The organism is Caldifarcimen microaerophilum (assembly GCF_055387105.1).
This window is the reverse complement of sequence record NZ_AP038914.1, coordinates 1,087,381-1,113,305: the sequence shown is the minus strand read 5'-3', so window position 1 is coordinate 1,113,305 and position 25,925 is coordinate 1,087,381. Positions and strand designations below refer to the sequence as shown.

Annotated in this window: 26 protein-coding genes; 15 read left to right on the top strand and 11 right to left on the bottom strand. The window is 61.4% G+C overall.

Features of this window, described 5'->3' with window-relative positions; translation table 11 throughout:
* The first annotated feature begins 53 nt into the window (after positions 1–53).
* Genes AC6HU3_RS05235 through AC6HU3_RS05195 form a run of 9 tightly spaced genes read left to right on the top strand, consistent with a single transcriptional unit; the run spans position 54 to position 10,745 of the window.
* Positions 54–1,013 carry a GGDEF domain-containing protein gene (locus AC6HU3_RS05235; RefSeq protein ID WP_497536244.1) on the top strand — a complete coding sequence of 320 codons (960 nt, stop codon included), beginning with the start codon at positions 54–56 and terminating at the stop codon, positions 1,011–1,013.
* A gap of 59 nt (positions 1,014–1,072) precedes the next feature.
* Positions 1,073–2,107, top strand: a complete 1,035-nt coding sequence (gene tsaD / locus AC6HU3_RS05230) for a tRNA (adenosine(37)-N6)-threonylcarbamoyltransferase complex transferase subunit TsaD (protein WP_497536243.1) — start codon at positions 1,073–1,075, stop codon at positions 2,105–2,107.
* Positions 2,085–3,356, top strand: coding sequence for a serine hydroxymethyltransferase (gene glyA / locus AC6HU3_RS05225; RefSeq protein WP_497536242.1), 1,272 nt, complete (start codon positions 2,085–2,087; stop codon positions 3,354–3,356). The genes tsaD and glyA overlap by 23 nt, the downstream gene beginning before the upstream one ends.
* Positions 3,343–4,917: a GGDEF domain-containing protein gene (locus AC6HU3_RS05220; protein ID WP_497536241.1), complete on the top strand. Its 1,575-nt coding sequence runs from the start codon at positions 3,343–3,345 to the stop codon at positions 4,915–4,917. Before glyA ends, AC6HU3_RS05220 begins: the two co-directional genes overlap by 14 nt.
* Positions 4,910–5,452 carry a hypothetical protein gene (locus tag AC6HU3_RS05215; protein WP_497536240.1) on the top strand — a complete coding sequence of 181 codons (543 nt, stop codon included), beginning with the start codon at positions 4,910–4,912 and terminating at the stop codon, positions 5,450–5,452. The genes AC6HU3_RS05220 and AC6HU3_RS05215 overlap by 8 nt, the downstream gene beginning before the upstream one ends.
* Positions 5,449–8,343 (top strand): coiled-coil domain-containing protein, encoded by a 2,895-nt coding sequence (locus AC6HU3_RS05210; RefSeq protein WP_497536239.1) that lies wholly within the window; start codon positions 5,449–5,451, stop codon positions 8,341–8,343. The genes AC6HU3_RS05215 and AC6HU3_RS05210 overlap by 4 nt, the downstream gene beginning before the upstream one ends.
* Complete coding sequence (gene tsaE / locus AC6HU3_RS05205; protein ID WP_497536238.1) at positions 8,322–8,783, top strand: tRNA (adenosine(37)-N6)-threonylcarbamoyltransferase complex ATPase subunit type 1 TsaE; 462 nt, start codon at positions 8,322–8,324, stop codon at positions 8,781–8,783. The genes AC6HU3_RS05210 and tsaE overlap by 22 nt, the downstream gene beginning before the upstream one ends.
* A gap of 28 nt (positions 8,784–8,811) precedes the next feature.
* Positions 8,812–10,224, top strand: coding sequence for a tetratricopeptide repeat protein (locus tag AC6HU3_RS05200; RefSeq protein ID WP_497536237.1), 1,413 nt, complete (start codon positions 8,812–8,814; stop codon positions 10,222–10,224).
* A 38-nt stretch (positions 10,225–10,262) separates the two neighbouring features.
* Entirely contained in the window at positions 10,263–10,745 is a 483-nt protein-coding gene (locus AC6HU3_RS05195) for a hypothetical protein (protein WP_497536235.1), read from the top strand.
* A gap of 46 nt (positions 10,746–10,791) precedes the next feature.
* Here the strand turns inward: AC6HU3_RS05195 and AC6HU3_RS05190 are convergent, their stop codons facing one another.
* The 5 genes from AC6HU3_RS05190 to AC6HU3_RS05170 all read right to left on the bottom strand — a co-directional run bounded on the left by AC6HU3_RS05190 (position 10,792) and on the right by AC6HU3_RS05170 (position 15,403).
* Positions 10,792–11,583 carry a cytochrome c3 family protein gene (locus AC6HU3_RS05190; protein ID WP_497536234.1) on the bottom strand — a complete coding sequence of 264 codons (792 nt, stop codon included), beginning with the start codon at positions 11,581–11,583 and terminating at the stop codon, positions 10,792–10,794.
* The gene (locus AC6HU3_RS05185) at positions 11,580–12,725 is read right to left on the bottom strand and encodes a hypothetical protein (protein WP_497536233.1); all 1,146 of its coding nucleotides are present in this window, start codon (positions 12,723–12,725) and stop codon (positions 11,580–11,582) included. The genes AC6HU3_RS05190 and AC6HU3_RS05185 overlap by 4 nt, the downstream gene beginning before the upstream one ends.
* Positions 12,726–12,729: 4 nt before the next feature.
* Entirely contained in the window at positions 12,730–13,800 is a 1,071-nt protein-coding gene (locus tag AC6HU3_RS05180) for a cytochrome c3 family protein (protein ID WP_497536232.1), read from the bottom strand.
* A 345-nt stretch (positions 13,801–14,145) separates the two neighbouring features.
* Positions 14,146–14,823 (bottom strand): integrase catalytic domain-containing protein, encoded by a 678-nt coding sequence (locus tag AC6HU3_RS05175; RefSeq protein WP_497536292.1) that lies wholly within the window; start codon positions 14,821–14,823, stop codon positions 14,146–14,148.
* An 82-nt stretch (positions 14,824–14,905) separates the two neighbouring features.
* A complete protein-coding gene (locus tag AC6HU3_RS05170; RefSeq protein ID WP_497536331.1) occupies positions 14,906–15,403 on the bottom strand; it encodes a transposase in 498 nt (165 codons plus the stop codon).
* A 184-nt stretch (positions 15,404–15,587) separates the two neighbouring features.
* Here AC6HU3_RS05170 and AC6HU3_RS05165 point away from each other — a divergent pair, with 184 nt between their 5' ends.
* Positions 15,588–15,935 (top strand): DUF4870 domain-containing protein, encoded by a 348-nt coding sequence (locus AC6HU3_RS05165; protein WP_497536231.1) that lies wholly within the window; start codon positions 15,588–15,590, stop codon positions 15,933–15,935.
* Between the two features lies 1 nt (position 15,936).
* On the opposite strand, the gene AC6HU3_RS05160 is transcribed toward AC6HU3_RS05165, so the two are convergent.
* The 4 genes from AC6HU3_RS05160 to AC6HU3_RS05145 all read right to left on the bottom strand — a co-directional run bounded on the left by AC6HU3_RS05160 (position 15,937) and on the right by AC6HU3_RS05145 (position 19,715).
* The gene (locus AC6HU3_RS05160) at positions 15,937–16,725 is read right to left on the bottom strand and encodes an ArsA family ATPase (RefSeq protein WP_497536229.1); all 789 of its coding nucleotides are present in this window, start codon (positions 16,723–16,725) and stop codon (positions 15,937–15,939) included.
* A 6-nt stretch (positions 16,726–16,731) separates the two neighbouring features.
* Complete coding sequence (pfkA, locus tag AC6HU3_RS05155) at positions 16,732–17,712, bottom strand: 6-phosphofructokinase (protein WP_497536228.1); 981 nt, start codon at positions 17,710–17,712, stop codon at positions 16,732–16,734.
* Positions 17,712–19,103: a phosphomannomutase/phosphoglucomutase gene (locus AC6HU3_RS05150; RefSeq protein WP_497536227.1), complete on the bottom strand. Its 1,392-nt coding sequence runs from the start codon at positions 19,101–19,103 to the stop codon at positions 17,712–17,714. The genes pfkA and AC6HU3_RS05150 overlap by 1 nt, the downstream gene beginning before the upstream one ends.
* Positions 19,104–19,235: 132 nt before the next feature.
* On the bottom strand, positions 19,236–19,715 hold the full coding sequence (locus AC6HU3_RS05145) for an Hsp20/alpha crystallin family protein (protein WP_497536226.1): 480 nt from the start codon (positions 19,713–19,715) through the stop codon (positions 19,236–19,238).
* 221 nt (positions 19,716–19,936) lie between these two features.
* Between AC6HU3_RS05145 and AC6HU3_RS05140 the strand changes: the two genes are divergently transcribed.
* From AC6HU3_RS05140 to AC6HU3_RS05120, 5 genes are all read left to right on the top strand, one after another.
* Positions 19,937–20,545, top strand: a complete 609-nt coding sequence (locus tag AC6HU3_RS05140) for a hypothetical protein (protein WP_497536225.1) — start codon at positions 19,937–19,939, stop codon at positions 20,543–20,545.
* A gap of 752 nt (positions 20,546–21,297) precedes the next feature.
* Positions 21,298–21,489: a hypothetical protein gene (locus AC6HU3_RS05135; protein ID WP_497536223.1), complete on the top strand. Its 192-nt coding sequence runs from the start codon at positions 21,298–21,300 to the stop codon at positions 21,487–21,489.
* 270 nt (positions 21,490–21,759) lie between these two features.
* Positions 21,760–22,518, top strand: a complete 759-nt coding sequence (locus AC6HU3_RS05130; RefSeq protein WP_497536222.1) for a ParA family protein — start codon at positions 21,760–21,762, stop codon at positions 22,516–22,518.
* Positions 22,499–23,038 carry a hypothetical protein gene (locus tag AC6HU3_RS05125; RefSeq protein ID WP_497536220.1) on the top strand — a complete coding sequence of 180 codons (540 nt, stop codon included), beginning with the start codon at positions 22,499–22,501 and terminating at the stop codon, positions 23,036–23,038. The genes AC6HU3_RS05130 and AC6HU3_RS05125 overlap by 20 nt, the downstream gene beginning before the upstream one ends.
* A gap of 761 nt (positions 23,039–23,799) precedes the next feature.
* The gene (locus tag AC6HU3_RS05120) at positions 23,800–24,531 is read left to right on the top strand and encodes a hypothetical protein (protein ID WP_497536219.1); all 732 of its coding nucleotides are present in this window, start codon (positions 23,800–23,802) and stop codon (positions 24,529–24,531) included.
* A gap of 239 nt (positions 24,532–24,770) precedes the next feature.
* On the opposite strand, the gene AC6HU3_RS05115 is transcribed toward AC6HU3_RS05120, so the two are convergent.
* On the bottom strand, positions 24,771–25,211 hold the full coding sequence (locus AC6HU3_RS05115; RefSeq protein WP_497536218.1) for a lysozyme inhibitor LprI family protein: 441 nt from the start codon (positions 25,209–25,211) through the stop codon (positions 24,771–24,773).
* 25 nt (positions 25,212–25,236) lie between these two features.
* Positions 25,237–25,911, bottom strand: a complete 675-nt coding sequence (locus tag AC6HU3_RS05110) for a hypothetical protein (RefSeq protein ID WP_497536217.1) — start codon at positions 25,909–25,911, stop codon at positions 25,237–25,239.
* Positions 25,912–25,925: the final 14 nt, after the last annotated feature.

Genomic DNA, 25,925 nt, shown 5'->3' with positions numbered 1-25,925 from the left:
CTTCAGTCCCCCGGCTCGCGGGTTCGCAAGAACAGGCTGTATAATATTCACACATGACGCCTCTTCCGGTTCGGCCATCCGACCGTGTTGCGCGGCGGGGAGCGGGCTGGGCCTGGCTGTGGGCGGGCATCGGGGTTGCGGGGATTCATGTTCTGGGCTATCCCCCGGCGGGAAGTGCAGGGGTTCTGTGGTCCCTCACGGCGGTCTTCTGGGGCCTCATCCTTCTTGCATCTCCCGATCCCCCCCTGGGTGGACCCCCTGGGCTTCCTGATGGATGGCGCCCTGATCGTGTCCCTCCTCTCCGCAACGGGGGCCTCCAGAGTCCGTTCCTGTTCATCCTCTATCTCAAGATCCTTTCCCTCTACGGCGTTCATCTGGAAATCTGGGATCCCCGGGTGGCAGGCCTGTTCACCCTGTATGGCTGGGTCCTCCTTGGACTTGTTCATCTCCTGGTTCCCGTCCCGGTGCACCTTCTTCTGATCCACCTTGGGGGTCTGGGCATCACCCCCCTTCTGGGATCCATTCTCTATCATGAATTCACCCGACGAGAACGGGATCCCCTCACCGACCTGTGGAATCGCCGGATCGGGTTTCGGCTCCTGGTGCAGGAGGTCAGGAAGGGCATTCCCTATCGTCTCGTTTTCCTGGACCTGGATGATTTCAAGAAGGTGAACGACACGTGGGGGCACGCGGTGGGGGACGAGGTGCTTCGGGCGCTGGGGGCACGGCTTCGAAATCGCTTCCGGATGGATGATCTGGTGATCCGGTATGGGGGAGACGAGTTTGGGGTGGCCACCCGTGCTCCCGACGCCGAAGACCGGGTTCGGGACGTTCTGCAGGATCCCATCCAGACCTCGGCAGGGCCCATTCAGGTTCGGGCCTCCCTTGCTGTGAGTGACCCCCTCACCCCCAACACCAACCTCCGGGAGGTTCTGCACCGCCTGGACACCCGGCTCTACCAGGCCAAAACCCGCAAACAGTCCCGGCCGTCTTCCACCGGGGAACGCCCCTGATCCCCATCCCGGGGGCGAATTCTTGACGCATCCCGCCCCGCGCCATAGAATTAGCCCGCATGTACGTGCTCGGCATTGAGACATCCTGCGACGAAACCTCCGTCGCGGTGTGGTCGTCTGTGCATGGATTGCGTTCCATGCGGGTGCTTTCCCAGATGATCCACCGCGAATACGGTGGCGTGGTGCCGGAAATCGCCGCCCGGGAACATGTGAACGTGATCGAGGTGATGACCCGCGAGGTGCTGGAAGAGGCGGGTGTGCAACTTGAAGATATCGAGCTCATCGCCGCCACCCGTGGTCCGGGCCTCATCGGCGCCCTCCTGGTGGGACACACCTTCGGCAAATCCCTGGCCGGACTTCTTGGTAAACCCTTCATCGGCGTCCACCATCTGGAAGGACATCTCTACTCTCCCCTGCTTACCCAGCCCGACCTCGAACCTCCCTTTCTCGCCCTGATCGTTTCGGGGGGCCACACCGAACTCCTCCTGGTTGAGGATTGGTTCGCTTATCAACTGCTCGGACATACCCTGGACGATGCGGTGGGAGAGGCTTTTGACAAAGTGGCCAAACTGCTGGGATTGCCCTATCCCGGGGGCCCGGAGATTGACCGGCTGGCCCGGGGGGTGGATCCGGGAGATCTTCGCTTCCCCCTTCCCCGGACCCCCGCGTTCCACTTCAGTTACAGCGGTCTGAAAACCGCGGTGCGGTATGATGTGGAACGCCTGAGGCCCGAAGACCTGGAATCGGAACGCCCCCGCATCGCCGCGGCCTTTCAGGAGGCCGCGGTGGCCCAGCTTCTGGACCGTCTCTCCCGTGCATATGAAGCGTATCCCGTTCCCTCCGTGGTGGTGGCCGGTGGGGTGGCCCTCAATTCCCGCCTGCGGGAGGAACTTCAGCGCTGGAGTGAGGAACAAAACATCCGGGTGTTTTTACCGGAACCCCGGTTTTGCGCGGACAACGCGGCCATGATCGCCCTGGCGGGCTGGCTCCGGTTCTCCCGCCGGGGAGACGTGTCACCCCTGACCGAATCGGCGTTACCTTCCTGGCCCTTACCCTATGAGGAGGTGCATCATGGATCTTTTCAGGCTTCTTAAGGCCCAGGATCCCGAGGTGTTCGGGAGCATTCAGCGGGAGTTTGAACGGCAGCACGGAACCCTGGAGATGATTGCGTCGGAAAACTTTGCCTCGCCGGCGGTTCTCATCGCCATGGCCCAGGCCATGAACAACAAATACGCTGAGGGCTATCCGGGCCGGCGTTATTACGGAGGCTGCACCTTTGTGGACGAGGTGGAAAACCTTGCCAGGGAACGCCTGAAAAAACTTTTCGTAGCCGACCACGCCAACGTCCAGCCCCACTCGGGGACCCAGGCCAACATGGCGGTGTATTATGGCGTGATGAAGCCCGGCGAAACCCTTCTGTCCATGCACCTCTCCCACGGTGGACACCTGTCCCACGGAAGCCCGGTGTCCTTTGCGGGAACCCAGTATCAGGTGGTGTATTACACCGTCAACCCCGAGACAGAACGCATTGACCTGGATCTCGTGCGGGACCTCGCCCGCAAACACCGTCCAAAGGTGATCGTGACCGGATATTCCGCCTATCCCCGGGTGATTCCCTTCCGGGAATTCCGGGAGATTGCGGATGAGGTGGGGGCCTATCTCGTGGCGGACATCGCCCACATTGCCGGTCTGGTGGCGGCAGAGGAACATCCCTCCCCCGTGGGGATCGCCCACTTTGTGACCGGGACCACCCACAAAACCCTCCGGGGTCCCCGGGGCGGGTTTATTCTCACGGATGCGGAGCACGCGAAAGTGGTGGACAAGGCGGTCTTCCCCGGAATTCAGGGTGGGCCCTTCATGCACGTGATCGCCGCCAAAGCGGTGGCGTTCGGCGAAGCCCTTCAGCCGGCGTTCCGGGACTATGCCCGCCAGATCGTCCGGAACGCCCGGGCCCTGGCCCGGATTCTCCAGGAGGAGGGAATTCGTCTCGTGAGCGGCGGAACGGACAACCACCTGATGCTGGTGGATCTCCGTCCCCTGGGGCTCACGGGGAAAGTGGCCGAGAAACTGCTGGAAGAGGCGGGCATCACCGTGAACAAAAACACCATTCCCTTTGATCCGGAAAAACCCACGGTGACAAGCGGGATCCGGATCGGCACCCCGGCCCTCACCACCCGGGGGATGAAGGAACCGGAGATGGAACAAATCGGTCGCTGGATTGCGTCCATTCTGAAGGATCCGGACAATTCAGGCCTGCGAGAGCGCATCCGGAAGGAGGTCCGGGAACTGGTGGAAGCCTTTCCGCTCTATCCGGAACTGAGGGGGATCCTTGCGCAAGCTTAGGCGGGCGGTTCGGCGGATCCGGTGGGCGTGGCTTTTCCTGCTGCGCAACGCCGGGAAAGCGGTGGATTGGGAACATCCCCGGGAGGCAGCCGCCGGCCTTCTCTGGGGTGTGCTGGGGCTCACCCTGTTTTTCCTTCCCTGGATGTTCCTGATCGCCTGGGTGGGCGCCCTGGATCCCTCCTTCTGGCTTCTGGCCATCCTGCCCCTGTGGGCCGGGGGAGGACTTCTCTGGGGACTCTCCTGGCTGGTGCCGGATCTCCACCGGTCCACCTTTCACCTTCTGGAGACGGCCCTGGGCATCCTGCATATTTCGCTCCTCCTGTGGTACAGCCCTCCCGGTGTCCCCACCCTCTGGTTCGGGGCCTTTCTCCTCTATGCCCTCCTCCTCATCGCCTCCCAGTCCGAACCCCAGGCCAAGCCCTATTTCATCCTTTTTTCCCTCGCTTTTCTGACCCCGCAGTTTCTGCTCCAGGGCTTTCTGGCCCGGGATCCCGTGACCACCGTGCTCCAGCTCTTTCTGTTCAGTTTCGGTCTTCTGGCTGCGGGTCTGGTGTTTGCCTTTCATACCCAGCGTCTCCGGGAGCGTCTGGAAACCACCCTGGTTCTTCTATCAGAACTCCAGCGTCTGTGGCGCCAGCGGGATTTCTTCTTCACCGTCCGGCGGCTTCTGGAATATGCCCTCCAGTTCTTCTCCCTTCCGGCTGCCGTGGCCGTGATCGAGAACCTGGCCACCGGCGAACAGCGCCGGGTCGCCTTTGCCACGCGTGAGCCCCATTTCCCTAAAAAAATCGGGGAGGAAGTGGGTGAAATTCTGGGCCGCATGGGAGCGGCGGGATTTCTCCTGGCCCGGCGTCTTTCTCTCCCCCTGGAAGATCAGCAGGTCCTCCACCTCCTGTTTTTCCGCCATCCAGGGGATCGGGGACTTCCCAGCCGGACCCTTCACCTGCTGGAGCGCTATCTCCGTTTTGTCCAGTCCATGGCCCTGTCCCAGTATGAGGTGGCGTCCCTGGAGCGGGATCCCCTCACGGGGGCACGGGTTCGCAAAGACATGGAGAAGGACCTGGACCGCCTCCTCCGGGAGCGGGAGTCCACGTCGGCCCTCCACGGGGAACCCTTCGCCGTGCTCATGATGGATCTGGATCATTTCAAGGCGGTGAATGACACCTACGGCCATGCGGTGGGGGACCTGGTGCTCCGGGAATTTGTTCAGCGCGTGTGGGGTGTGCTCCGCCATGAGGACCAGCGGTTTTTCTACCGGTATGGGGGCGAGGAGTTCGTCCTCATCCTCCCGGATTGCGACATCTCCTGCGGCCGGCTCATCGCCGGAAGGATCCTGGAGGCGATGCGGGAGAAACCCATCCGGATCCTGGTGGGCAACGCCTTTCAGGACCTTCATGTGACAGTGAGCATCGGCCTTGCGGTGTATCCCCTGGATGGGTTCACCCCGAGCATGCTCCTTCAGCGGGCGGACGAGCGGCTGTATCAGGCCAAACGGGCTGGCCGGGACCGGGTGGTGGGCCCCCAGGTTCGGCCGGCGGAAGCAGGAGGTGGAGGTGCGTGAGCGGATGGCGTGCATCCTGGACCGCCTTCCGGGCCTTCTCCTGGCCGGTGCCTTCATGCTCTATCATCTTCCCCTCCTGGTGGTGATTCGGGATGTGGAGGCTTTTTCGGCCGGTGGAGGACGCCTGATCGCCCTGTTTGTGGTGGGACTGGACCTTGCGGTGGCGGGAGGAATTGCCACCGTCCTCCAGAGCATGGGCCTGCGGATTCGCCTGCGGGACATCCTCCAGATGCTTGCCCTCATTCCCCTGTCCTTCGGGCTCTATGCCTTTCCCCCGGACCTGGTGAAGGCATGGCTTCTGGTGTATGCCGTGTATACCTTGAGCCTTTCCCGCCTGGATCGGCTCTCCCCGGTGCTCAGTCTTTCGGCCCTGATGGCCCTTTCCTTCCAGATGGCCCTTCAGAACCTGGGATCTCCCCTCTCCCACACCCTCCGGGACTTTGGATGGCTGGGTTTTTCCGTGGTGCTGGGCGAACTTTTGGGATGTTCACGGCCTGCTGCGCCGAAGACGTACCTGGGGGGCATGGAGGAATGAACCACCCGCTCTACCGGCGGTATCTTCGGGAACTCCTGCTTCGCGGCCTGGCTCTGGGGGTGGGTTTTGGGGCTGTGCTGGGGGGCTTTCTGGAGGTCTTCACCTTCCCGGTGGAGGGGGCCCTGGTTGTGGGAGGGATGAACCTGGTGCTGGGGTTTGTGGCCCTGGGGCTGGAAAGCCGGTTTCGTGTGTTTCTCCGGCGGGTGGCGGAGAGGGATCCCCGGTGGGCGGATCTCCTGGCCACCGCCCGGGAGTTTGCGCAACATCCGCCTCCTCCTCTGTTTCGGGCGCATCTGGCCCGTCTGATGGAAAAACATCCCCTCCCCCATCGGGTGCCTCCTCCCTTCCACCGGGAACTCGGCGTACTCCTGGTGGGCCTCGCTCTCGTGGGGGCGGGTGCCCGCATGGAGCGTTTTCAGGACGACGTTCTGTTCTATGCCGAGCGAATCGAGGTTGTCCCTCCGGTGGCCCTGGAAGGGGAGGAGGTGGAGATCTGGCGAACGCCGCCGGAACGTCTCTCCATCCGGGTGGGAGAGCGGGAACTTCACCCCTCCTTTCGGGAGGGGCGGGCGGTGTACAGGTTTCGTCCCCCCGGCCCGGGATGGTATGAGATTCAGGGACGAACCACCCGTCTTCAACTCCGGGTGCTTCCCCGGCCTTCCCTGGATCAGGTGCTGCTTCTTGCCCGGCCTCCCCGCTATACGGGGCTCTCCCCCTCGCGGTATCGGGCGGGTCGTGAAGCCTATCTTCCGGAGGGGACCACCCTCCAGGTGGTCGTCCGGGTGACCGACACGTTGTGGAAAGAACTCCGGGTGGCCATGGACACGGTGTGGACGTGGTCCTGTCCCTGTGAAGACACCCTCTCTCTGCGGACGCTGGAAAAGGACAGTTTGATCCTGCGGTGGTCCCTTGAGGGACCCCGACCCTTTGAAGCCCCGCCCCTTGTGATCCGGACCCTCCGGGACCGTCCCCCCCGGATCACCGTGAGCCCTGTTTTTGTTCGGGCCGATCAGGTGGAGACCCTGGTGGTTCATCTGGTGGCTGTGGACGACTTTGGGTTGCGGCGGATGGTGGTGAAGGAGGAAGGGCCCTGGGGAAACCGGCGAAGCGTCCGGCGTCTACCCGGAGCGACGGAGTGGCAGGGCCGGGATACGCTGAACCTTTCCGCTCTGGCCCTCCTTCCCGGAGACACCCTGTTCCGGATCTATGCGGTGGTGGATGTGGCGGGCAAGACGGGTGCGCCGGAAACCCTCCGGGTGGTGTATCCGGATCTGGCTTCTCTGGCCGAACTGCCCGATGAACAGGATCTGGACGCGCCGGAGAGCGAACTGGAGCGCACCCGGGAGGAGGTCCGGCGTCTCCGGGAAGAAATCCTCACCCGGCGAGAAGTTTCTCCATCCTCTCAGGAGGCCCTGGAATCCCTTGCAGAGCGGCAGGAACAGGTGGTGGAGTCCCTGGAGAAGCGGGCAGAGCAACTTTCCCAGGCGCTGGAAGCCCTGTCCCGCCTTCAGCAGCTGGATCCCCGGCTGGTTCAGGAGCTCCAGGCGGTGGCCGAACTTCTCCGGGAGACCATGACGGAGGAACTGCGGAAGGCGCTGGAGGATGTCCGGCGGGAACTGGGAGAAAAACCTTCTCCGGAGGCGATGAGCCGGGCCCTGGAAACCCTGGAGAAAGCCCAGGAGCAGACCCTGGCACGGCTCCAGGCCTTCAAAGAACTCCTTCAAGAGCTCAGGCAGTTCCGGGAGATGGAGAAGCTGAGCAAGGAGATCCGGGAACTCCGGAACCGGGAGTTTCAGGTGGAAAGCGAGACGCTGGGAGACACACCTCTGGACAGTCTCCACGCCCGTCAGGCGGAGATCGCCCGGCAGGCTGCCCGCATGAAACCCCGCCTTCCAGACTCCCTGAAAGGGGCGATGGATCAGGCCCTCCGGGCCATGGAGCAGGCCCAGACCGCCATGCGTCAGGGAGATCGAAACCAGGCGAATGTTCACGCGCGGGAGGCCCGTGAAGCGCTGGATAATTTACAGAAAACGATGGAACGACAAATGCAGGCGCGTTCGGAAGACCTGGTGGAGCAAACCCACCGGGCGCTGGAGGAGGCCCGGTGGCGCCTTCTGGGTTTCGCGTCCTTCCACGCCGAGACCACCCGGGTGGCCCCCACGGTGGTGGAGGGCATTGTCCGGGAGGTGCGGGAGGCGTCGCCTCTCCTGTTTTTCTCGGCTTTCCGGGTCTGGCAGGCCCTGGCCCAGGCGGTGCAGGATCTCAACCAGGGGAACCACCCCGCAGCCCGCCGCCTGGTCCATCTTGCCATTCTGGCTCTGCTGGAGGTCCAGAACCAGATGGCCCAGCAACCTGCCCAGGGGGCGAAGAGTCTCGAGCAGATGGTGCAGCAGCTTCTCCAGGGGCTGAGGCAATCCCAGCAGGCCATGGAGGGGATGATGCCCCTTCCCGTCCCCATCCCCCGGGAAGGTCAGGGGACCCTGGAGGCGCTGGCCCGGGAGATGGAGGCCCTGCGCCAGCAGGCAGAAGCCCTTCGTCAGGAACTGGGGGAGGGCAGCCCCGCCCGGGACGCGCTGGGAGATCTTTCCCGGGCGCTGGAGGAAAACCTCCGGAAACTCCGATCCGGCCATCTCTCCCGGTCCGATGTGGAACGCCAGAAACAGGCCACCCAGAAGTTCCTCCAGGCCCTCCGGGCCATGCACCGGAAAGCCTTCCGTGCCCGTCGCCGCTCCACGCCCGGGAAGCCCTTTACCCCCGTCCCACCGGAGCGAGAAGCCCTGGACCCCCTTCTGGAGGTTCTGCGCAGGCAGGCGATGAACGAGGGCCTTCCTCCTTCGATACGCGAAGTGTACAGGAGGCTTCTTCAGGAATGGACCACACCCTCTTCCTGAAGGATGTGGAGGCCACATGGAATCTGGGGATGCGGATTGTGGAGGTCGTTCCCCCACCCGCCCTCATCGCCCTCTCCGGACCACTGGGAGCAGGGAAAACCGAACTGGTCCGGGGAATGGCCCGGGCGCTGGGCATCCGGGAGATCCGGAGTCCTTCCTTTGTGGTGATGATGGTTCATCAGGGTGTGCGGGAGGGGCGTCCCGTGCGCCTGTATCATCTGGATCTGTACCGCCTGGACCATCCGGAAGAACTCGCCCTTCTGGGACTTGAGGAAGCCCTTTCCGATCCGGCGGGGTATGTGGTGGTGGAGTGGGCGGAAAAGGCCCCGGACCTTCTGGAGCGGGCCGATCTCCGGATGCGCTTTCTGAGGGTTGAAGAGGGGGGGCGGTGGGTGGGGCTTGAAGGACCCCCGTCCATGCTCCACAATCTTTTCCCATGAAGGGGAACCCGTTCCCGGAGGCTGACCTGTGAAGGATCACGCCCTTCTCGTTCCCGATCTTTCCCTTGTTCAGGAGGCTTTCCGGGAACCGGAACTCTTCCCCCTCGGCCAATCCGTGGCCCGTGTGCGGGATGCCCTGGAGGAGGGAAATCTTTCGGCGGTCCGGACGGCCATAACCGCGTTGGAAGACCAGATGGATCTGGAAGTCCTCTCCCCGTCTCACACCCGCCTGCTCCGGGCTTTTCTTCTGGGAGCCCGGGCGGCCCTGTCCCTCATGGAGAACCGGCCGGACGAGGTGGAGAAGCATGCCGGCGAGGGACTTGACCTGCTTGAATCCCTCATCCCCCGGAGTCTTCCGGCTCGGCGTCTCCAGGCCTGGCTTCTCGCTCTCCATGCCGAGGCACAATTCCAGAGGAGAGCGGTGGAAGAAGCCCTCCAGACCTATCTTTCTGCGCTGGAAGTCCTGGAGGAGGTCCTCCGGGAAGCCAGCCGAACAGTCCGTTCGGCCTTTCGTCTTGAGCAGGCCCATCTCCTGCTGCGGCTGGGGCACATCAGCCTGGCCGACGGGTTTCCGGTGGAGGGATTGCCCTATCTCCGGGAGGCCCTCCGGCTTGCCCGCCAGATCTCCCGCCGGGACCCCGATGCGGGGACCCTGCTCCGCATCCGGGTGCTGGATCTCCTTTCGCGGGTGGAGCGGGAAAACGGGGAACTTCGCCGTTCTCTCCGGCATCTCCAGGAGGCCCTTCCCCTGCTGGACCAGATCCGGGACCGGAAAGAACGCCGGCGGTGGGCGGGACATCTTTTCCACCGGAAGGCGCTGATTTTCCTTGCTCTGGGGGATATGCCGGCTGCCCTGGATGCAGCGCAGAAGGCGGTGGTTGCCCGAAAATCCCTTGCCCGGCGCAGGAACTCCCCTCACCGGCGGGACTATGCCCAGAGCCTCCTTCTCCTGGCCCTGGCCCTCCAGGCAGTGGGAAAAATGGGGGATGCCAAACGGGCCCTGGATCGTTCGGTTCGGATCCATCAGGAACGCTGGCGGCGGGAAGGTAGTCCGGATGCGGGAGCGGATCTGGCGGCAGCGTTGCTGGAACGGGCTGAACTGCTCGCGGATATGAAAGAGTGGACCGCCGCTCTGCGGGATTCCGCACGGGCTCTGCGCCTTCTTGAGCCCCTGTCTCCGGAGGCCGTGGACGGACTGGAAGACTGGGTCCATGCCTGCCGGGTGCGCGCCCGGATCTATCAGAACAAAGGTGACCTCCCCCGTGCCCAGCGGATGCTGGAGCGGACCCTCCGGAAACTGGATCGCATGAACGCGGCTGACGGTCCCGTGTTTGACGATCTTGCCCGGACCTACATCCGTTTTCTCCGGAAAACCCGCCGGAAGGCCGGTCGGGGCATGGAACGTCTTCTTTCCCCCCGCTTCCCCTTTCCCCGTTCCTGAACTTCACCATCCGTCCCCCGGGCTGTATCCTTGAGGCCATGCAGGACGGGACAATCCACGTGGAGCGCCTGCTCCCCGGCGCGAGGTTGCCCCGGATGGCCCATCCGGGGGAAGATCTCGCCTTTGATCTCTTTGCCCCTGAGGCCCCGCTTGAGGAGATTGCCGAATTCCGGTCATTCTCTCACGGTGTTCGGGTGCGGGTCCATTCTGGCCTCCGCCTTTTCCTGCCGCCGGGTGTGGGTGCCCTGGTGGAGAGCCGGTCCGGTGCGGCCTGGGATGGTGTGGACGCGGTGGGCGGACGGATTGATCCCGGTTACCGGGGGGTTCTGTGGGTTCTTCTTCACAGCGTCCACAACCTGAAGGACACCCGGAAATGGTTTGAAGAGCGCATCCAGAAGGGAAAGGCCATCGCCCAGATCCGGTTTGTGCGGGTGCTGACCGTCGAACTCAGAGAAGGGCGTCCACAGCAGGACTGGGCTCAACTCCGAGGAGAAAGGGGACTGGGATCCACCGACCGGTGATCTCCCTTTCCTTGACCCCCTCCTGCCCGGGGTCACACCCCGGGGCCTATCGGTGACAGCGTTTGCAGGTGATTTCCCCTGTATTGTGACAGATGATGCAGCGATCGGGATACAGCCGGGCCTCCATCCCGTGATCTTCTTCCTTCCAGGATGGGAGCAGGTGATCCTGGGGGATGGGGGCCTCATGACGATGGCACGTCTGGCAGTCCGCGAACCCGGCGTGGCACGTCTCGCAGGCCTGATTCCGAAGACTCACATCCTGGGCATGGGCCCACCGATATTGGGGGGGATGGACGGTGAACCGGAGGTTGTCTCCTTCATGGCAATCCAGACAGGAACCAGCGGGATTGGCTTCGATCGCAGGGCGGTGGCACATGACACACGCGCTGGAATTTGCCCGCGCTTCCATACCATGGAACGCTCGCCAGCCGACGGGATGATAGAACACCAGACGACGGTCCTCCTTTCCATGGCAGGTCTGGCAGGATGCCGGGGCCCGTGCATGATCGTGGCAGGTGGCACACGCATCCATTCGGGGGAGGACAGGATCGGTGGAATCTGCATGGCATGCGGTGCATGTCCGAAGATCCGAGAGGTTCCAGTGCTCCTTGTGGGAGAACACCGCAATCCATGCCTCCCGGGCCGCTGGTTGATAGAGTTCGATGTCTTCTTCTTCGTGACAATCCAGACAGAGATCCCGGGCCGGAAGGAGCAGGTCCTGAGCCGATGTACTGGTCGTGGCTTCATGACAGTCGGTGCAGGCCATCTCCTCGTCCACCACGTGGGGTGTGTGGGGAAACAGCGCGAGAAGAAGGACCAGGCCGCCCATGCCCATCATGGTGTCCTCCCGGAAAAGCGAAAGGGAACCTGGAGAGCCAGATACCCCCGGATTTCATGATCGATGCCCGGTCCGCGCCACGCCCTGAGTTCACCTTGAAGGGTTCCGTGGGGAAGGGTGATCCGTCCGCCTATCCGGGCGGTCCAGACGCCGGTGTCATAGCGTTCGCTTTTGAGCCATCCTGCATGCACGTCCCATGTGAGGCGCTGTTTCCACTCGGTTTCAATCCCCGTTTCCAGCCCCACCACCGTGCCTTCCCATTCCTTCTCCAGCCAGAACCTTGCCCGTGCGCGGTTCCACCGTCCGCGAAGCCAGAGTTGAGGCCGGGAATCCCGGGCATTCCAGAGCCATCCCCCGCCCACGCCTGTGGCCAGTGATCCCCGGGTCCAGAGAACTTCCCCATCCAGCCGATGGGAAGGGACACTGTACCGCTTCGGGTCTTCTCGCAACCACCCGGGCAAAATCAGCCGGGAGAACAGCCTCCAGGGATCGCGGTACCGATAGCCTCCATACACCCGGACGTCCCCCTGCGTCCAGGACACCAAGACGCGGGTTCCCTCCACGTAGCCCTTCCGGGGATCACCCTGGCTTTCCATGTGAAGTTGAAATCGCCGGGCACGCAGGTTTGCGGCCACGTCCACCCGGGGCCCCTCGGGGTCATTTTGATATTGAGCGGCAACGCGAAGTTCACGGATCGGCCGGACCGTGATGCGTGTGGCCATCACATCGCCTTCCACCAAGAGGCTGTCGGCATATGTTCGCGCAAGAAATCCTGCGCGACGGCGTCCGGCAAGAACCACGAGTTCCATCCAGGACCCGTGAAAGGAGGTGCGGAGCCCGTCCATCAGCCCGCCTGCGAGGGGAGACCAGCGCCGCCCTGCACCCAGCGAGAAGGGAAGGGCCGGGGGTGTGTATGCGATCCATGCCTCCTGCACATGGAGATCCGGGTAGGGGAGGGTGATCCCCACCCCTCCCCAGCCCCGAAGGTTCAGAGAGGCGCGCAGGCCTGCGGGGTGGTACACCACCATCTGGAGGGAGGGAGACAGCACCCCGGCATGGGTGGAGTCATCCGGGGCGTATCCCTCTCCCTCCAGACCGAGAGTGCCCCATGCGGTCCAGACCGAGAAAAGGAGCACCCACATGGTCTCAGAAGTGGGGTTCGGCGAGCTTCTGGATCTGGGCCTGGGTCAGCGGGGAAGCAAAGAACATCTGCCAGGCGTTGGTCACCCCTTCCGGCTGGATGGGCTGCCAGGTGTGGGGAGCCTGGAGATCATCGCACCCACTGGTGCATTCCACATAGGTGAATTTCATGGCGTTCTCATAGTCCTGAGGAATGGGAATCACACCGGTCTTGTGCATGATCTTCCCGGAATCGGGATCCCACCAGGTGGCGACGATCTCGCCGGTGTTCAGATATTCCTGCGCCACGGGGTTGTTATGGCAGTCCGAGCAGTGGCGGCCTTCCCGGGAAATGGTGTGAGGCACATATCGGCCAATCGCCATAAAGGTTTTGCCCGCGCCCATCTGAATGGGCATGAGGATCCCGGCCTGAACCTTGCCTTCGGGGTTGTTCACCAGGAAGAGCCAGTCTTTGAGGACGCCATAGGCCAGTTTGATCTCGTGATCGATCTCCGACTGGAAGTGACAGCTGTAGCAGGTGATCACGCTCTGGGCATGGCAGGCGGTGCAGTCCAGTTCGTCCAGATGAAGGGCGTGTTCCGTGACTGTATCGGGAGGTGTATGGCAGTCTTCACAGTCGGGATGGTTGGGACTTTCATACATGGAGTTGTAGGTGTGCCCGTCTCCGTGGACCTCTTCTCCTTTGTGGCAGTCGGCGCACACCATGCCTGCATCCCGGTGGACATCGGAATAGAACATGCTTTCCTTCTTCTGGCGCCCGTGGCAGGCAAAGCATTTGTCCGGGGCAGGTTTGTCCCCGGGCGTATCGTGGCACTGAGCACAGCCGTTGGCTTCCACGTCAATGTGGCAGGAATAACAGTTCAGAGAATCATAGGGGACGTTGGTGAACTGGACAAATCCCTGGGGGCTGGCCAGTTCATACCACCACTGCATGCCCCGGGTTGTTCCGTGGAGGGACGTGGGAAGGGTTTCTTCAGGCGAAAGGGTGGGTTCCGGGGTGGTGGCGCTCTTCTTACATCCCACCGCCCCAAGGGTCACACCCAGGATAAGGACCAGAAGCCAGGAGCGTGCCCTCATGGTAAACCTCCTGTTCGCTTTCCGAGAAAATTCCCGCAAAAACGTTGCCACGGGGAAGGGGGTTGGAACATTCTGTTCCAGAGGGGAAACGGTGCCAAACGTCCCAATGTTAAGAAAAAGGCAGGCGGTCAGGTCTCATTTGTGAAACGGCCGCCCCTTTGTCCGGACCGAACCGGTGGAGAAAAATCCGCGGCGTTGTGGTCTCCCTCCCCGATGTTGCCCTTCCCGAACAGTGGGGGGACGACAGGGCGCGGACGGACAGAATGTCATGTGGAACCGATGCCTCGGGCGTATTGCCTCACGAGAAAATCTATTCGAACCTGAGTCGTTGCCTCATGAGAAAATCTATCCCAACACATGGAGATCTTCCTCCGCAGGCTCTGGAGGGGTCGCAAGGGAGAAAAGACGCTCCTGTAGCGAGAGAATCCGTTTCCTTAATTGAGCCACATTGAGCTGAGCAAATCGCTCCCGAAGTTTCTCCTTCACCTCCTCCGGTACCCTCGGATCTTCCAGCACACGCTGATAGGGTGTCTTCGGCGTGTCATACCTCTTCCGGACTTTCGAATCCACCCGCTCTTTCTCCACCAGCTTCATCGTCGGTTTGAAAAAGTTGACGAAAATGGAATACAACCGCTCCACCTCTTCCAGCACCTCCAGTGCCTGGGGCGTGTCATACCGGAAATGCCCCACCAGTCTCCGCGCCACATGGCCGTTCTTCTGTTCCACATAGCAGTTGTCGTTTTTCTCATAGGGCCGGGATCGGGTGAAGGTGATCCCCTTCTCCCTGCACCAGGTCATAAGATGATGGTTGATGAAGGAACTGTCATTGTCGCAGTCAATGCCCTTGATGGGGAAAGGAAATCGCTCCACAAGAATTTCCAGCGCCTGATGGGTCCATACCCGGGCGCGGTTTTTCACAGGGTGCATCTCCGTCCAGCCGGTATGGACGTCTGTTGCCACTAAAGTCAGGGCAAAATCGCCCTTTGCACTTCCTCCATCATGCCCCACCAGGTCGATTTCGATGAAGCCGGGCTCGGCTTCGTTCCAGTCGGCGAAGGTTCGGATGGGGATCTGGTGTTTGAGATGTTTTCCCGGACGGGCAGGATCACCCCACGAAATCTCTTGGAGATTTCGTGGGGACCCCGAAAAAATCTTGAGGGCTTTTCGGATGTGCGAAGTGGGAGATGGAGAAGAGTTTCTGTCGGACGGTATCGGTGATCTTAAGGTATCCTTCTTCTTCCAGTTTGGGGATGATCCAGGGGAGGGCGGCCTTGAGGAGGCGACTGCATGGGAAGTCCAGGATGGTCCATACGGCCACGAGGGCTTTTCGAACGTCTTCGCCGTAGATGGGTTTGCGTTTTCGCTGGATTTGAATGTGGGGGTCAGCGACGACGCGGATGCGAGGGCCGTTGGGGGTATGGAAGGTGACGGTTTTTCGGGCATTTCGGAGGAGGAAAGAGGCGTAGGCGCGGTTGTAGCCGGTGAGGGAACAGAATTCGTCCAGGATTCTGGACTTTTCCTTTTTGGAGGCTTTCCGATACCTCCTTGCGAGTTGGACGGTGATATTTTTGCGGGTCATGAGATCCGGCTCCTTGTTCGGCATGGTACCCTCCCTCCTTGTCGGTGATGCTTTTCAGGAGAGAGGGTACGGGAGATTTCATGTAGATTCTTTCGTGAGGCAACCATGGCTTTTCGTGTAGATTTTAAATGAGGCAATGCGTCGGGTTGCAAGGTTCCCCCGTGACCTGTATCCTTCCATACGGGTTTTTCAAAACAGGAGGGCTGGTATGGAGCTGAAGAAGTCGTCTCTGGGAATGGAGGCCAACATCGCGGCGGGGCTCTCGTATGTACTCGGCTGGGTCACGGGGCTCATCTTCTTCCTGGCCGAGAAGGACAGTGAGTTCGTGAAATTCCACGCCGCCCAGTCCCTCATCGCTTTCGGAAGCCTATTCATCCTGCAGTTTGTCATCGGGTTTGTGCCGCTGGTGGGCTGGATTCTGGGTCTTCTTCTCCCCCTCGTGGCTTTTGTGCTCTGGATCGTGTGTTTGATTCAGGCCTTTCAGGGCAAGTGGTTTGAGATCCCCATCGTGGCCCCCTATGCGAAAAAGATGGCGGGGCTGGAAGGGGGCGCCTGAATCAGACGTTTTGCTGCTTCCAGAAGGTTTCGGCCGCCTTCAGGGGATCGGGGGAGGGGGGGACCCCAGTTGGGCTCATGTTCTCCACCACGCCGGCGAGATTCCAGCGGTGATGTTCCAGAAAGGCCCGAATCCGCCGGGCTTCTTCCCGGGCGAGGGGAGACGGCGTTTCCACCACCCACCACTGGATGGTGGCCAGCCGTGAGCGCCGTTCTTCCTCCCGGGCGTGCAGGGCTTTCAGCCGGTTGAGCACGGGATCCTCCAGAGACGTTCCCCACAGGCGGCTCACCCGTGCGCGACGGCTTGCAAGGTCGCTCCGCCAGGCCAGGAGGGCAGACAACCAGGCCTTTCGCTGGTCAGCCCACCGGAGCAGGCGGAGAGCCATGCCTGTGGGGGGCATATCCAGCACCACATTGGTCACATCCCGGTCCACGGCTTCCAGCATGGCGGAAAGAAGGGCCTCTTCTTCGTCTCCCGGAAATCCCACCCCTTCCTTCAGCGGTTCGGCAAGATAGAGAAGGCGAGGAAAGCGGGTGCGGATCAGCCTGCGGACTTCGTCCTGAATCCCCTGAAGGCGTTGCTCAAAATCCACCTCCTGGAGAAAAAGTCCCGGGGCCACTTCGCGGGGCTCATCCGTGAGCGCGACCCCCGCAAGATCCCCCAGGTTGTGGGCGGGGTCAAGGGACACCACCAGCGTGGGCGCCTTTCGGGCAAGCACCCGACCCAGGGCAAGAGAAAGCGTGGTTTTGCCCACGCCGCCTTTGCCCAGGAAACCAAAGGCCCGGGGCACGGGACGTTACGCCTCCCACATCAGCGTGTGGGCCAGGGCCAGGTATTCCTGAGGGATGGATTTCCGTCGGGCGGTCACCTCATCCAGGGGGACCTGGACATAGGACAGGTGCTGTTTGCCAATCATCACGCCAGCCTGGCCGTCCCGGAGGGCAAAGACCGCCTGCATGCCAAAATGGCTTGCGATGATCCGGTCATAGAAGGTGGGGCTCCCACCCCGCTGAAGGTGTCCCAGCACGGTGGCCCGGAGTTCGTAGTCCACCCCGTTTTCCCGGAGTTTGGCCATCACCTCCTGGGCGGTGGCGGCGGCTTCGGAGACCACCACAATGGAATTGGTTTTCCCCTCCCGGGCACGACGGTTGAGTTCCCGGGCCAGGGCGGCGAAGTCCACCGGCGCTTCGGGGATCACAGCGGCCTCGGCACCCGAGGCGATGGCCGCCACCAGGGCAAGATACCCGGAACGGTTTCCCATCACCTCCACCACGAAGGCCCGGTGATGGGAGCTTGCGGTGTCTTTGATCTGATCGATCGCCCGGACAATGGTGTTCAGGGCGGTGTCCGCCCCGATGGTGTCGTCTGTTCCCCACACGTCGTTGTCAATGCTGGCCGGAATTCCCACCACCGCCACCCCCATCTGAGACAGGGCGTGCGCACCTTTCATGGACCCTTCCCCCCCGATCACCACAAGGCCATCCAGCTGAAGGTCCTGGATCACGTCCAGGGCCTGCCGGCGGGTGGCCTCTTCACGAAATTTGGGGAAACGGGAAGTATACAAAACGGTTCCACCCCGCTGGAGAATGCCCCCCACATCCTCATATTCCAGTTCCCGGAACCTCCCCTCTGCGAGGCCTTCAAAACCTCCGAAAAAGCCGAACACGCGAAAGCCTTCCTCCAGGGCCGTTCGCACCACCGCCCGGATGGCGGCGTTCATGCCGGGGGCATCCCCACCCGACGTGAGCACGCCGATACGAAGCCGGCGGGCAGGCATCAGACCGCCTCCAGCGCCGAAAGATCCACCTCAGGATACCGGGACAGAAGGGACTTCAGAAAGTCTTTGAGCTCCTCCAGACGCTCCGGGGTGCGGGCTTCCGCCCGGACCACCAGCACCGGCTGGGTGTTGGACGCCCGGACCAGCACGAAACCGTCGTCGAACTGGATGCGGGCCCCGTCGATGTCGATCACCCGGTAGCCGGCTTCCTTCACCCGCTGAACCAGGTCCGACACCACCGCAAACTTCCGGTCGTCCGGACATCCCACCCGAATCTCGGGCGTGGAGGGATAGGACGGGATTTCGGCCGCAAGTTCGGCAAGGCTTTTTCCCGTGCGGGAGAGGATGTCCAGCAGGCGAAGGGTGGCATACAGGGCGTCGTCAAAACCGTAAAAGTTGTCCCGGAAAAAGATGTGTCCGGACATCTCTCCGGCCAGGGGAGCCTCGGGCGTTTCAGCCAGTTTGGCCTTGAGAAGGGCGTGGCCGGTTTTCCACATCAGGGGCTTCCCGCCCCATCGCTCAATGGCCTCCACCAGGCCCTGAGAGCACTTCACATCAAAGATGATCGTGGCACCCGGATAGCGTTCCAGCACGTCCTTTGCGAAAATCCCCAGGAGCTGGTCGCCAAAGAGCAGCGTCCCCTCATGGGTGACGGCCCCGATCCGGTCGCCGTCTCCGTCCAGACCCACCGCCAGGTCGGCGCCGGTTTTTTTCACCCGGGCGATGGCGTCCTTCATATACTCCACCACGGTGGGATCCGGCAGGTGGTTGGGGAACCGCCCATCCGGTTCCAGATACAGTCCGTCCACCTTCACGGAGGGAAACCGTTCCAGAAGCCGGGTCATCACCGGTCCGGTGGCTCCATTGCCCGTGTCCAGCACCAGGTGAAGATCCCGGGTGATGTTCACCCGGCGGGTGAGGTCCTCCACATAGAGGGGAACGATGTCCCGGAGGGTACGGCTTCCGGGGGTGGCGGCCCGTTCAGGCCCCGCTTCCATCAGGCTCCGGAGTTCCTGAATGGCGTCCCCATAGATGCTTTTCGGACCCAGGTTCATCTTGAAGCCGTTGTAGGGGGCGGGGTTGTGGCTTGCGGTTACCTGGATGCTTGCCTGGACTCCGCCCTGGAAGAGGCTGAAATACACAACCGGCGTGGGCACCGTCCCCAGATCCACCACGTTGAGTCCTCCCTCCAGCAGGCCCCGGATCAGGGCTTCCTTGAGGGGAGGGGTGTGGGTCCGCACGTCCCCGCCCACGGCGACCCGTTCCACGTTGCGGGGACGGACGTACTGCGCGAAGGCAAGGCCCAGGGTGTGGGCGAAGTCCTCGGTGATCTCTTCACCGGCGATGCCGCGGATGTCGTATTTCCGAAAGACGTGGGACGGCCATTTCATGTGCCTGCTCCTTTTTGCCCGATAGTATACACCGGACGCTCCGGTCTGTCAGGGAATGGGGGACTCTGGAAAAGCCTCAATCAAAAGGGGCGGGGCCACAGGCCCCGCCCCTGGGTTTTCATCCTCCCCACCTCACTTCACCTCGATCCGGATCTCCCGGGTCTTCACCTCCTCCGCCTTCGGCAGATGCACGTGGAGGAGGCCATTCCGATACTCGGCTTTCACCTTGTCCCAGTTCACCGGCGCCGGAAGCTGGATGCTCCGGTGGAACCGACCCCACAGCACCTCGTTATAGAGCACCGTGGTGTCGTCCTTCAGCTCATAGGGCACCCGGGTCTCACCCGAAATCACCAGCGCATTGTCCTGCGCCCGCACCTTCAGGGAGTTGGAATCCGCATGGGGAAGCACCATGTACACCTCGAAGGAATCGGGCGTCTCCACCACATCCACCGCAGGGGTCCACACCATCTCACCGGACTCCGTCACCGCCGCCGGTTCATAGGCTCCGAAGAACCGGCGGAAGATATCGTCCAGCGCCCGGTCAATCTCCCGGATGAGGGACACCGGAGAGGTGTAGCCCAGGGTTTCCCGTTTCATCAGGGTCCCTTTCATGGCTCCACCTCCTGTTCGGTGCGTCCCTTCCGTTCACCTTCCCTCCAAAGACCAGTCAGATAATCTTCGCGAGCACATATATTATAATCTCATGGCACCGGGTTGTCAAGACCCCGGAAATCCAGTAGATACCGGGGGTTTTTCGGACCCTGCCCTCCGTACCCAATCCTGTTCCTGACAGAAGCCTTCACCGTTCCCCTTTCAGGCTGTATGCTTGGTCCATGCCCGGCACCGAACGACTCTCCGGAATGCTCCGGGTGCTTCCGGACCTGGGGTTTGCCGTTCCTTTTCTCCGGGCCTGGACGGATCCGGGGGGATTCGGTCAGGCGCATGCTCTGGAGCTCTCCATCGTCCTGCTCATGGAGCTGTTTGCCCTCCAGATCGCCCCTGGTCTCCATGCCATGGGACTTCGGAGACCGGATGGTTCGCCCGTGATGCCTCTCCCGTCCGTGGCGGGCGTCCTGGCCCTTCTTGCGGTGGTGGTGGGCACGTTCAGCGTGCTTCTGGTCGGCAATCTCTGGCCCTTTGTGGGGTTCTGGATCCTGGTGGGCAACCGGTTTCTGGACTTTCGGTTTGGAGGAACCCGTCCCATGACCCAGCGGGCGGCGCTGTTTTGGGGCCTTTCGGTGGCGTATTTCCTTGGCGCTGTCCTTCTTGCAGCCCTCCTTCCAGGTGATTCCGCATCACTCCCCGGAAGCCCATCCCGGTTCTGGCTGGTTGAGCCGTGGCGGGTGGGCCTGGCCGGCACCCTCTATTTTGGGGGGATGGGGCTCGGGGGGCTGTTCTCGACCTTAGTTCCGTTGCGCTCCAGCGGGTCTTCCTCGGCATAGATCTCCTGAGCTTCCGTGGGGGCTTATGCTTTGCTTCTTTTCGTCCCCGCTTCAGATCTTCCAGCACAGGCTCCACCGCGTGCTTGTAGAGATGCTGACGTTCGGTCATTTCCCCCACCCCGTCCCTTCCCGGGGGGAGAAGACGCCCCGCGTTGAGGCACAAACCCTCTGTCCGTGGTTGCCCTACGGCCTCCCTTGCCTGCTGTTTGCTTTGGGTGACCTCGTTCCCCTCGCATGCCTCCCAACAAAGGCCTTGGCAGCGTGCAGAAACAGAGATAGCAGAAGATGGCCGAGACTTATATGCCCATGAAGCAATCCGCAGGCGAGACAGATCGCATCCAGGAGTATCAGGATTTCAAGGATGATCTCGAGTTTTCGCATGTTTTCCCTCCTTATTTTCCAGTGAATATTGGTGCACCATGTAGTATGGAGAGAGTGTGTGCTTATGGGAGGATAGGTCCTGAATGATAGGCATGGGACAGGCTGGGAGGGATGTGGGCAGGGCCTCGCCCGCGCAAAGGGTCCCCGGTTTTTTCAGAGAAAACCGCGTGAGGTGCGTTTGGGGGTGGGACGGGGGTGTGCGAATCCATGTCTGGAGCTCGGGAAGGAGGGGCTTGATGGTTACACCCCCGGGCTTTATCATACAGACAGCAAGAAAGAATGAAAGACATCCATCCTGACAGGAAGCAAGAGAGAAATGAGGGAACGATGGAAGACATCCCTACATCATTCAAAGAAGAAAGCAAAACATCATGGAATCAAGCTACACATGCATAAAGACAGGAAAGATGATACAAAGCAAGCATGGAAGAAAGGTATGGAAGCAGAAAGGAATAAAAACAGGAAGGCAGAAAAACAGAAAAGAAGAAGGACAGAAGAGCAGAATAGTAGAATGGCAGGATGGCAGGAAGGCAGAACGGCGGAATGGCGAGGTGGCAGAATGACAGGGTGGCGGGGTGGGCAAGAGGACGACGCGGAAGGGGGGTGGTTATGGGTGGGGTGAAATGGGATGGATGGCAGGACAAACTCGGCGATGGTGGCCCCTGATGGGGCGTGCGGGGAAGGCCGGATAGGATTGGGTCATGGATGGACGTAAGGCCATCGGTACCGGAATCCGGCTGGGAAGATCGGTGCACGCGGTCCCCTGAGGGGGATACGCGTTCGGGTCGCGGGAAAAACAACACATACAGGCACAGGAGGTGATCGGGATGGTGATGGCTGTGGCGAACCAGAAAGGAGGGGTGGGAAAAACCACCCTGGCGGTGAATCTCTCGGCGGCGCTTGCCCTGGATGGATTTCGGGTTCTTCTCCTGGACCTGGATCCCCAGGGGAGTGCCACCCGCTGGCTTCTGGGGCCTGACCGGGAGCCGGATGAAGACGTGAGTCTCCTGCTGGAGGGGAGACAGCCCCGTCCCCTTGCCCTTTCTCCCGAAGGGCTGGAGATCCTTCCGTCCACGGGGCGTCTGGCGGCGATGGAGAAGAATCTTGCGAGTGAGGTGGGTGGGGAACTCGTGCTGGATGAAGCCCTGGGGGCCTATCGGGAACGGTATCATTTCATCCTCATCGACTGTCCGCCCAACCTGGGGATCCTGACCCTGAACGGGCTGGCTGCAGCCGATCGGGTGCTGGTGCCGGTGGAGCCTCATTCTCTGGCCATCATGGGGATCGAGGATATTCTGGACGCCATTGCCAAGGTCCAGCGTCGTCTCCGCAAGCCAGTGGAACTTCTGGGGCTGGTGCTCAACCGGGTGGATGTGCGGACCCGGCACACCCGGGAGGTGGTGGAACTCCTGCGCAACGTGTATGGAGAGCGGGTTCTTTCCACGGAAATCCGGATCAACACCCGAATTCCGGAGTCGGTGGCCTTCACCCGTTCGGTGCTGGAATACGATCCCACCTCCACCGGAGCGGAAAACTTCCGGGCCCTGGCCCGGGAAATCCAGGAGCGTGTGTATGCCTCGCAAAAAGTCTGAACGTCAGGACCCAGAGGCTCTGAAACGCCTCCTTCATCGCCGGAAAAACACCCCGGCCACCCACCTGGTGGGGGACGAGGACCCTGGACCCACGTCCGCCGACGAAGGACAGCGCCCCCCGCGTCAGGAGAAACTCCCGGAGGGTCCGTCCCGTCCGGCTGGTGAGGATCTTCCGGTGAGCACCACCCTCATCCTGAGTCCCGAAGGGTGGAAACGGCTTGCGGTGTTTTGCTTTGTGGAGAACCGAACGCTCCGGGACGTGGTGGTGGCGCTGTCCGCCCACCTTGACGATCTGGAGGAGGGCGATCTTGAGGAAGCCCGAAAAGTTCGGAAAACCCGGCGGATCAACGTCCACCTGCCCGAAAGCGTGCACAACCGGCTGCGGTGGGCTGCCCTGAAGGCCGACACCACCATGAACACCCTGGTGGAAGCCCTCATCCGCAAAGTCCTGCCGGAACCCGATCCGGAACTGGCCGCGACCATCCGGCGTCTGCCCCGGGGGCCCAAACCCCGGCGATAGGGACTTTCACGCACAACGGTTGTTCGGATTCGGAAAGGCCATGCCTTCTCCGGTGGCCAAGGTTTTGTTGCCTGCCCGGCGCAATGTCTGTAAGGGATATGACCCAGGAAGAAGGCAACAGCGCCCTTGTCCGTCCAGCACCGAAACCATACCATTTTGTCCATGAAAGGACGGTGGGGGGCATGGCCCGGCCTTCTGGTTGTGTTGCTCACCGGGTGCATCTATCGTCCGGTGGTGCTGGATCGTATGGAGACCGGCACCCTCTTACCCCGAATTTCCGGATTTTCGCCCCTGATCAAAGGAACCTCTGTCAGAATTTTTCTCTGCAACGGACAGGAGATGACAGGAACCTGGGAACGGCTTGGCTATCGGACTTTGTTCCTACGAGATGAACGAGGGCGCGTCATTCGACTCTCAAGAGATAGCATTCGGGAGATCCGCATGGTCGAGAGGGGACCAGGAGACCCAATGTTTCCCATGAATTTCTACTTTTCTCCGGTTCGGGCATACCTGTTCGGACTGATCCCCACCCTCTTGCTCATGGATCGAAACGATCCCCTCTGGGCGTGGGTCGTTGTCCCGGCACTCCTGGGATCTTTCGCCGCAGCCATGGAAGTTCCGATCAAACAATGGAACCTGTCATGGCGAAATCTCAATCGCTGGGTAGTGAAACTTCCAGGAGGGAAACCCTGCCGTCCTCCTGTATCTGCCAAACCCGAATCCTCCCGAAAGCAATTTTATCCGCCTCTGGACGAGTTCCCATGAAACATTACGTCGGATGGTTGCTGGGCTTTCTTCTTACGGGCTGTGCGCCCCGGCTGGTTCAGGAGGTGTCGCCGGAGCACCCCCGGTGGGACGTGCCCTTTGGCAAGCCGTTCCCGAAGGGGACGCGGGGGATGGTGGTGGCCCGGGATACGCTGTGGGTGGGACCTCTGGTGGCCCGGGAGGGCGGGCTTCAGGTGGCGGACCGGACGTTTGCCCTGTCGGAAGTGGATTGTGTGGCCTACCGTCTCCCTGACTCCTATCTCCCCTGGCAGATCGGTATTCAGTCCCTTGCAACCATTGGAATGGGCGGCGGGATCGCTTTCCTCGGCCTTGTCGCTCACGCGACATCCTCCTCCTGTGATCCGACACCAATTCCTCCACCTGATTCAAGCGTGGATACATCTCCCGAGATCTGGCTCCCCTGGATCGGAGTCGGACTGTTCATTGGAATGATGGAAGCCATGGCCTGTGCAGCAGCAAAATCTGCTAGCTTTATGGGCACAGTACTCGCACTGGGAATTGGTGCAGGGATAATCGCCTGGGGTATCACCTATCCCAAACAACGCCTCCAAAAGGCCCTTCACCGGTACGCCCTCCGCAGAGACCCGGTGTGGCGGGACCGGTGTGCGGAGATCCTCCATTTTTACCATCCCCTCCTGGAGGAAGACCACCATCGCCTTCTCCTTCGCAAGGGGCGGGACTTCCAGGCCATCCCCCTGAATTTCTGATTTCCGGAGCGCATGGTGTTCCGGTGTCCCATCTGTTTCTGTCTTTCTGTATATCTGTTAAGCTGTCAAGCAGGCCGTGGTTGCAACCGGGGATGGTCGTGGATTTCTTTCCTTTAGGGCGCCCACCCCTCCTTCCACAATTCTCCAATCTTTCTTTCTGTAATTCTGTATGTACGCGCGCATGTGTGCCCTGATCCACGGGAACCTGCGCTGGGAGCCAGCGTTTGATGCGGATTCCTTCACTCTCCCACAAGCCAGAGAAGCCTTCGAAGCTGCAGCGCTCGTGCACGAACAAGCTTCATCTTTTCTGCAGCCATGAGGGAAACAAACATGGTGCCTTCCTGACGATCATACACCTGTTCGATCAAACGAAACTCTGCATCCCGCCAGGCAAGCCACGCTCGCTGGGCTTTGCGCAGGGCGTCCTGATCTTCCGGGGGCAAACGTTTCAGAAGCTCCCGATAGACCCGGTTCAGTTCCTGGTCCCATGCTTCCATAGCCTCCACCGTGCATTCCACCATCCCGACGGTGGTTGGATTCTGCTCGATGCAGGCCTCCCGCTGGAGATCAATCGGGTCTTTGTCACCATCCCCTCCATAGGCCTGGAGACGGCCTGACGAAAAGAGAAAAACCATCATTCCCAGCACGAACAGGGCGGACAACCGATCCGGGCCTTTCATGGGTGGATCTCCGAAAAGAAACGGGTCATGAAAAACTCCAAGAGCCTGCGAGCCGGATCCCCCAGAAAAAGTCTGAAAACAGTCCGTCAGAGGTGATCACGGGTAGCCCCACCGGACCTTCCCATCCAGGAGAAAGAAGGGCGAGTTCCACCATTCCCGGTCCGGATTCCATGCGGAGAAATGGAGCAAAGGAAAGAAGGCTTCCCGTGCTGTGAATCTCCCCTGTTCGGCGGTTCCGGAATTCCGCAATCCAGCGGACGCCCAGAACAACCGGGCCGAAAGATCCCGCATGTTCCAGTTCCATCCGAACCACCCCGCCCACCGTTCCCCGACGCTCCCACGCCGCCACGAGAAAGCCGGCGCTCTTCTGGCGGACATCCACGAAAACCTCCCGATCCCGAAGGGCGTCATCATAGGGTGCCCGATACCGGAAGCCCATTCGGGTAAGGAGCGAATCTTTTTGAAACCCGATCCCCAGGGTGATCTGATAGGGATTCTGGTTTGTCTCTGTCGTATCGATTTCGATGCGCTGCCGGAGGAGTTGGACGCCCGCAAGACCCCAGATCTCCCTTCCACCCTCCAAAGTACACGCGATGTCCTGCGTCTCGACCTTGAACAGGTCGAAACCCGTGTCGAACGCATACGTGGCGTAACCCAGACCGCATCCCGCGTGAATCCACGCCATCAGAAAAGCCACCATCGGTCTCCTCCCGC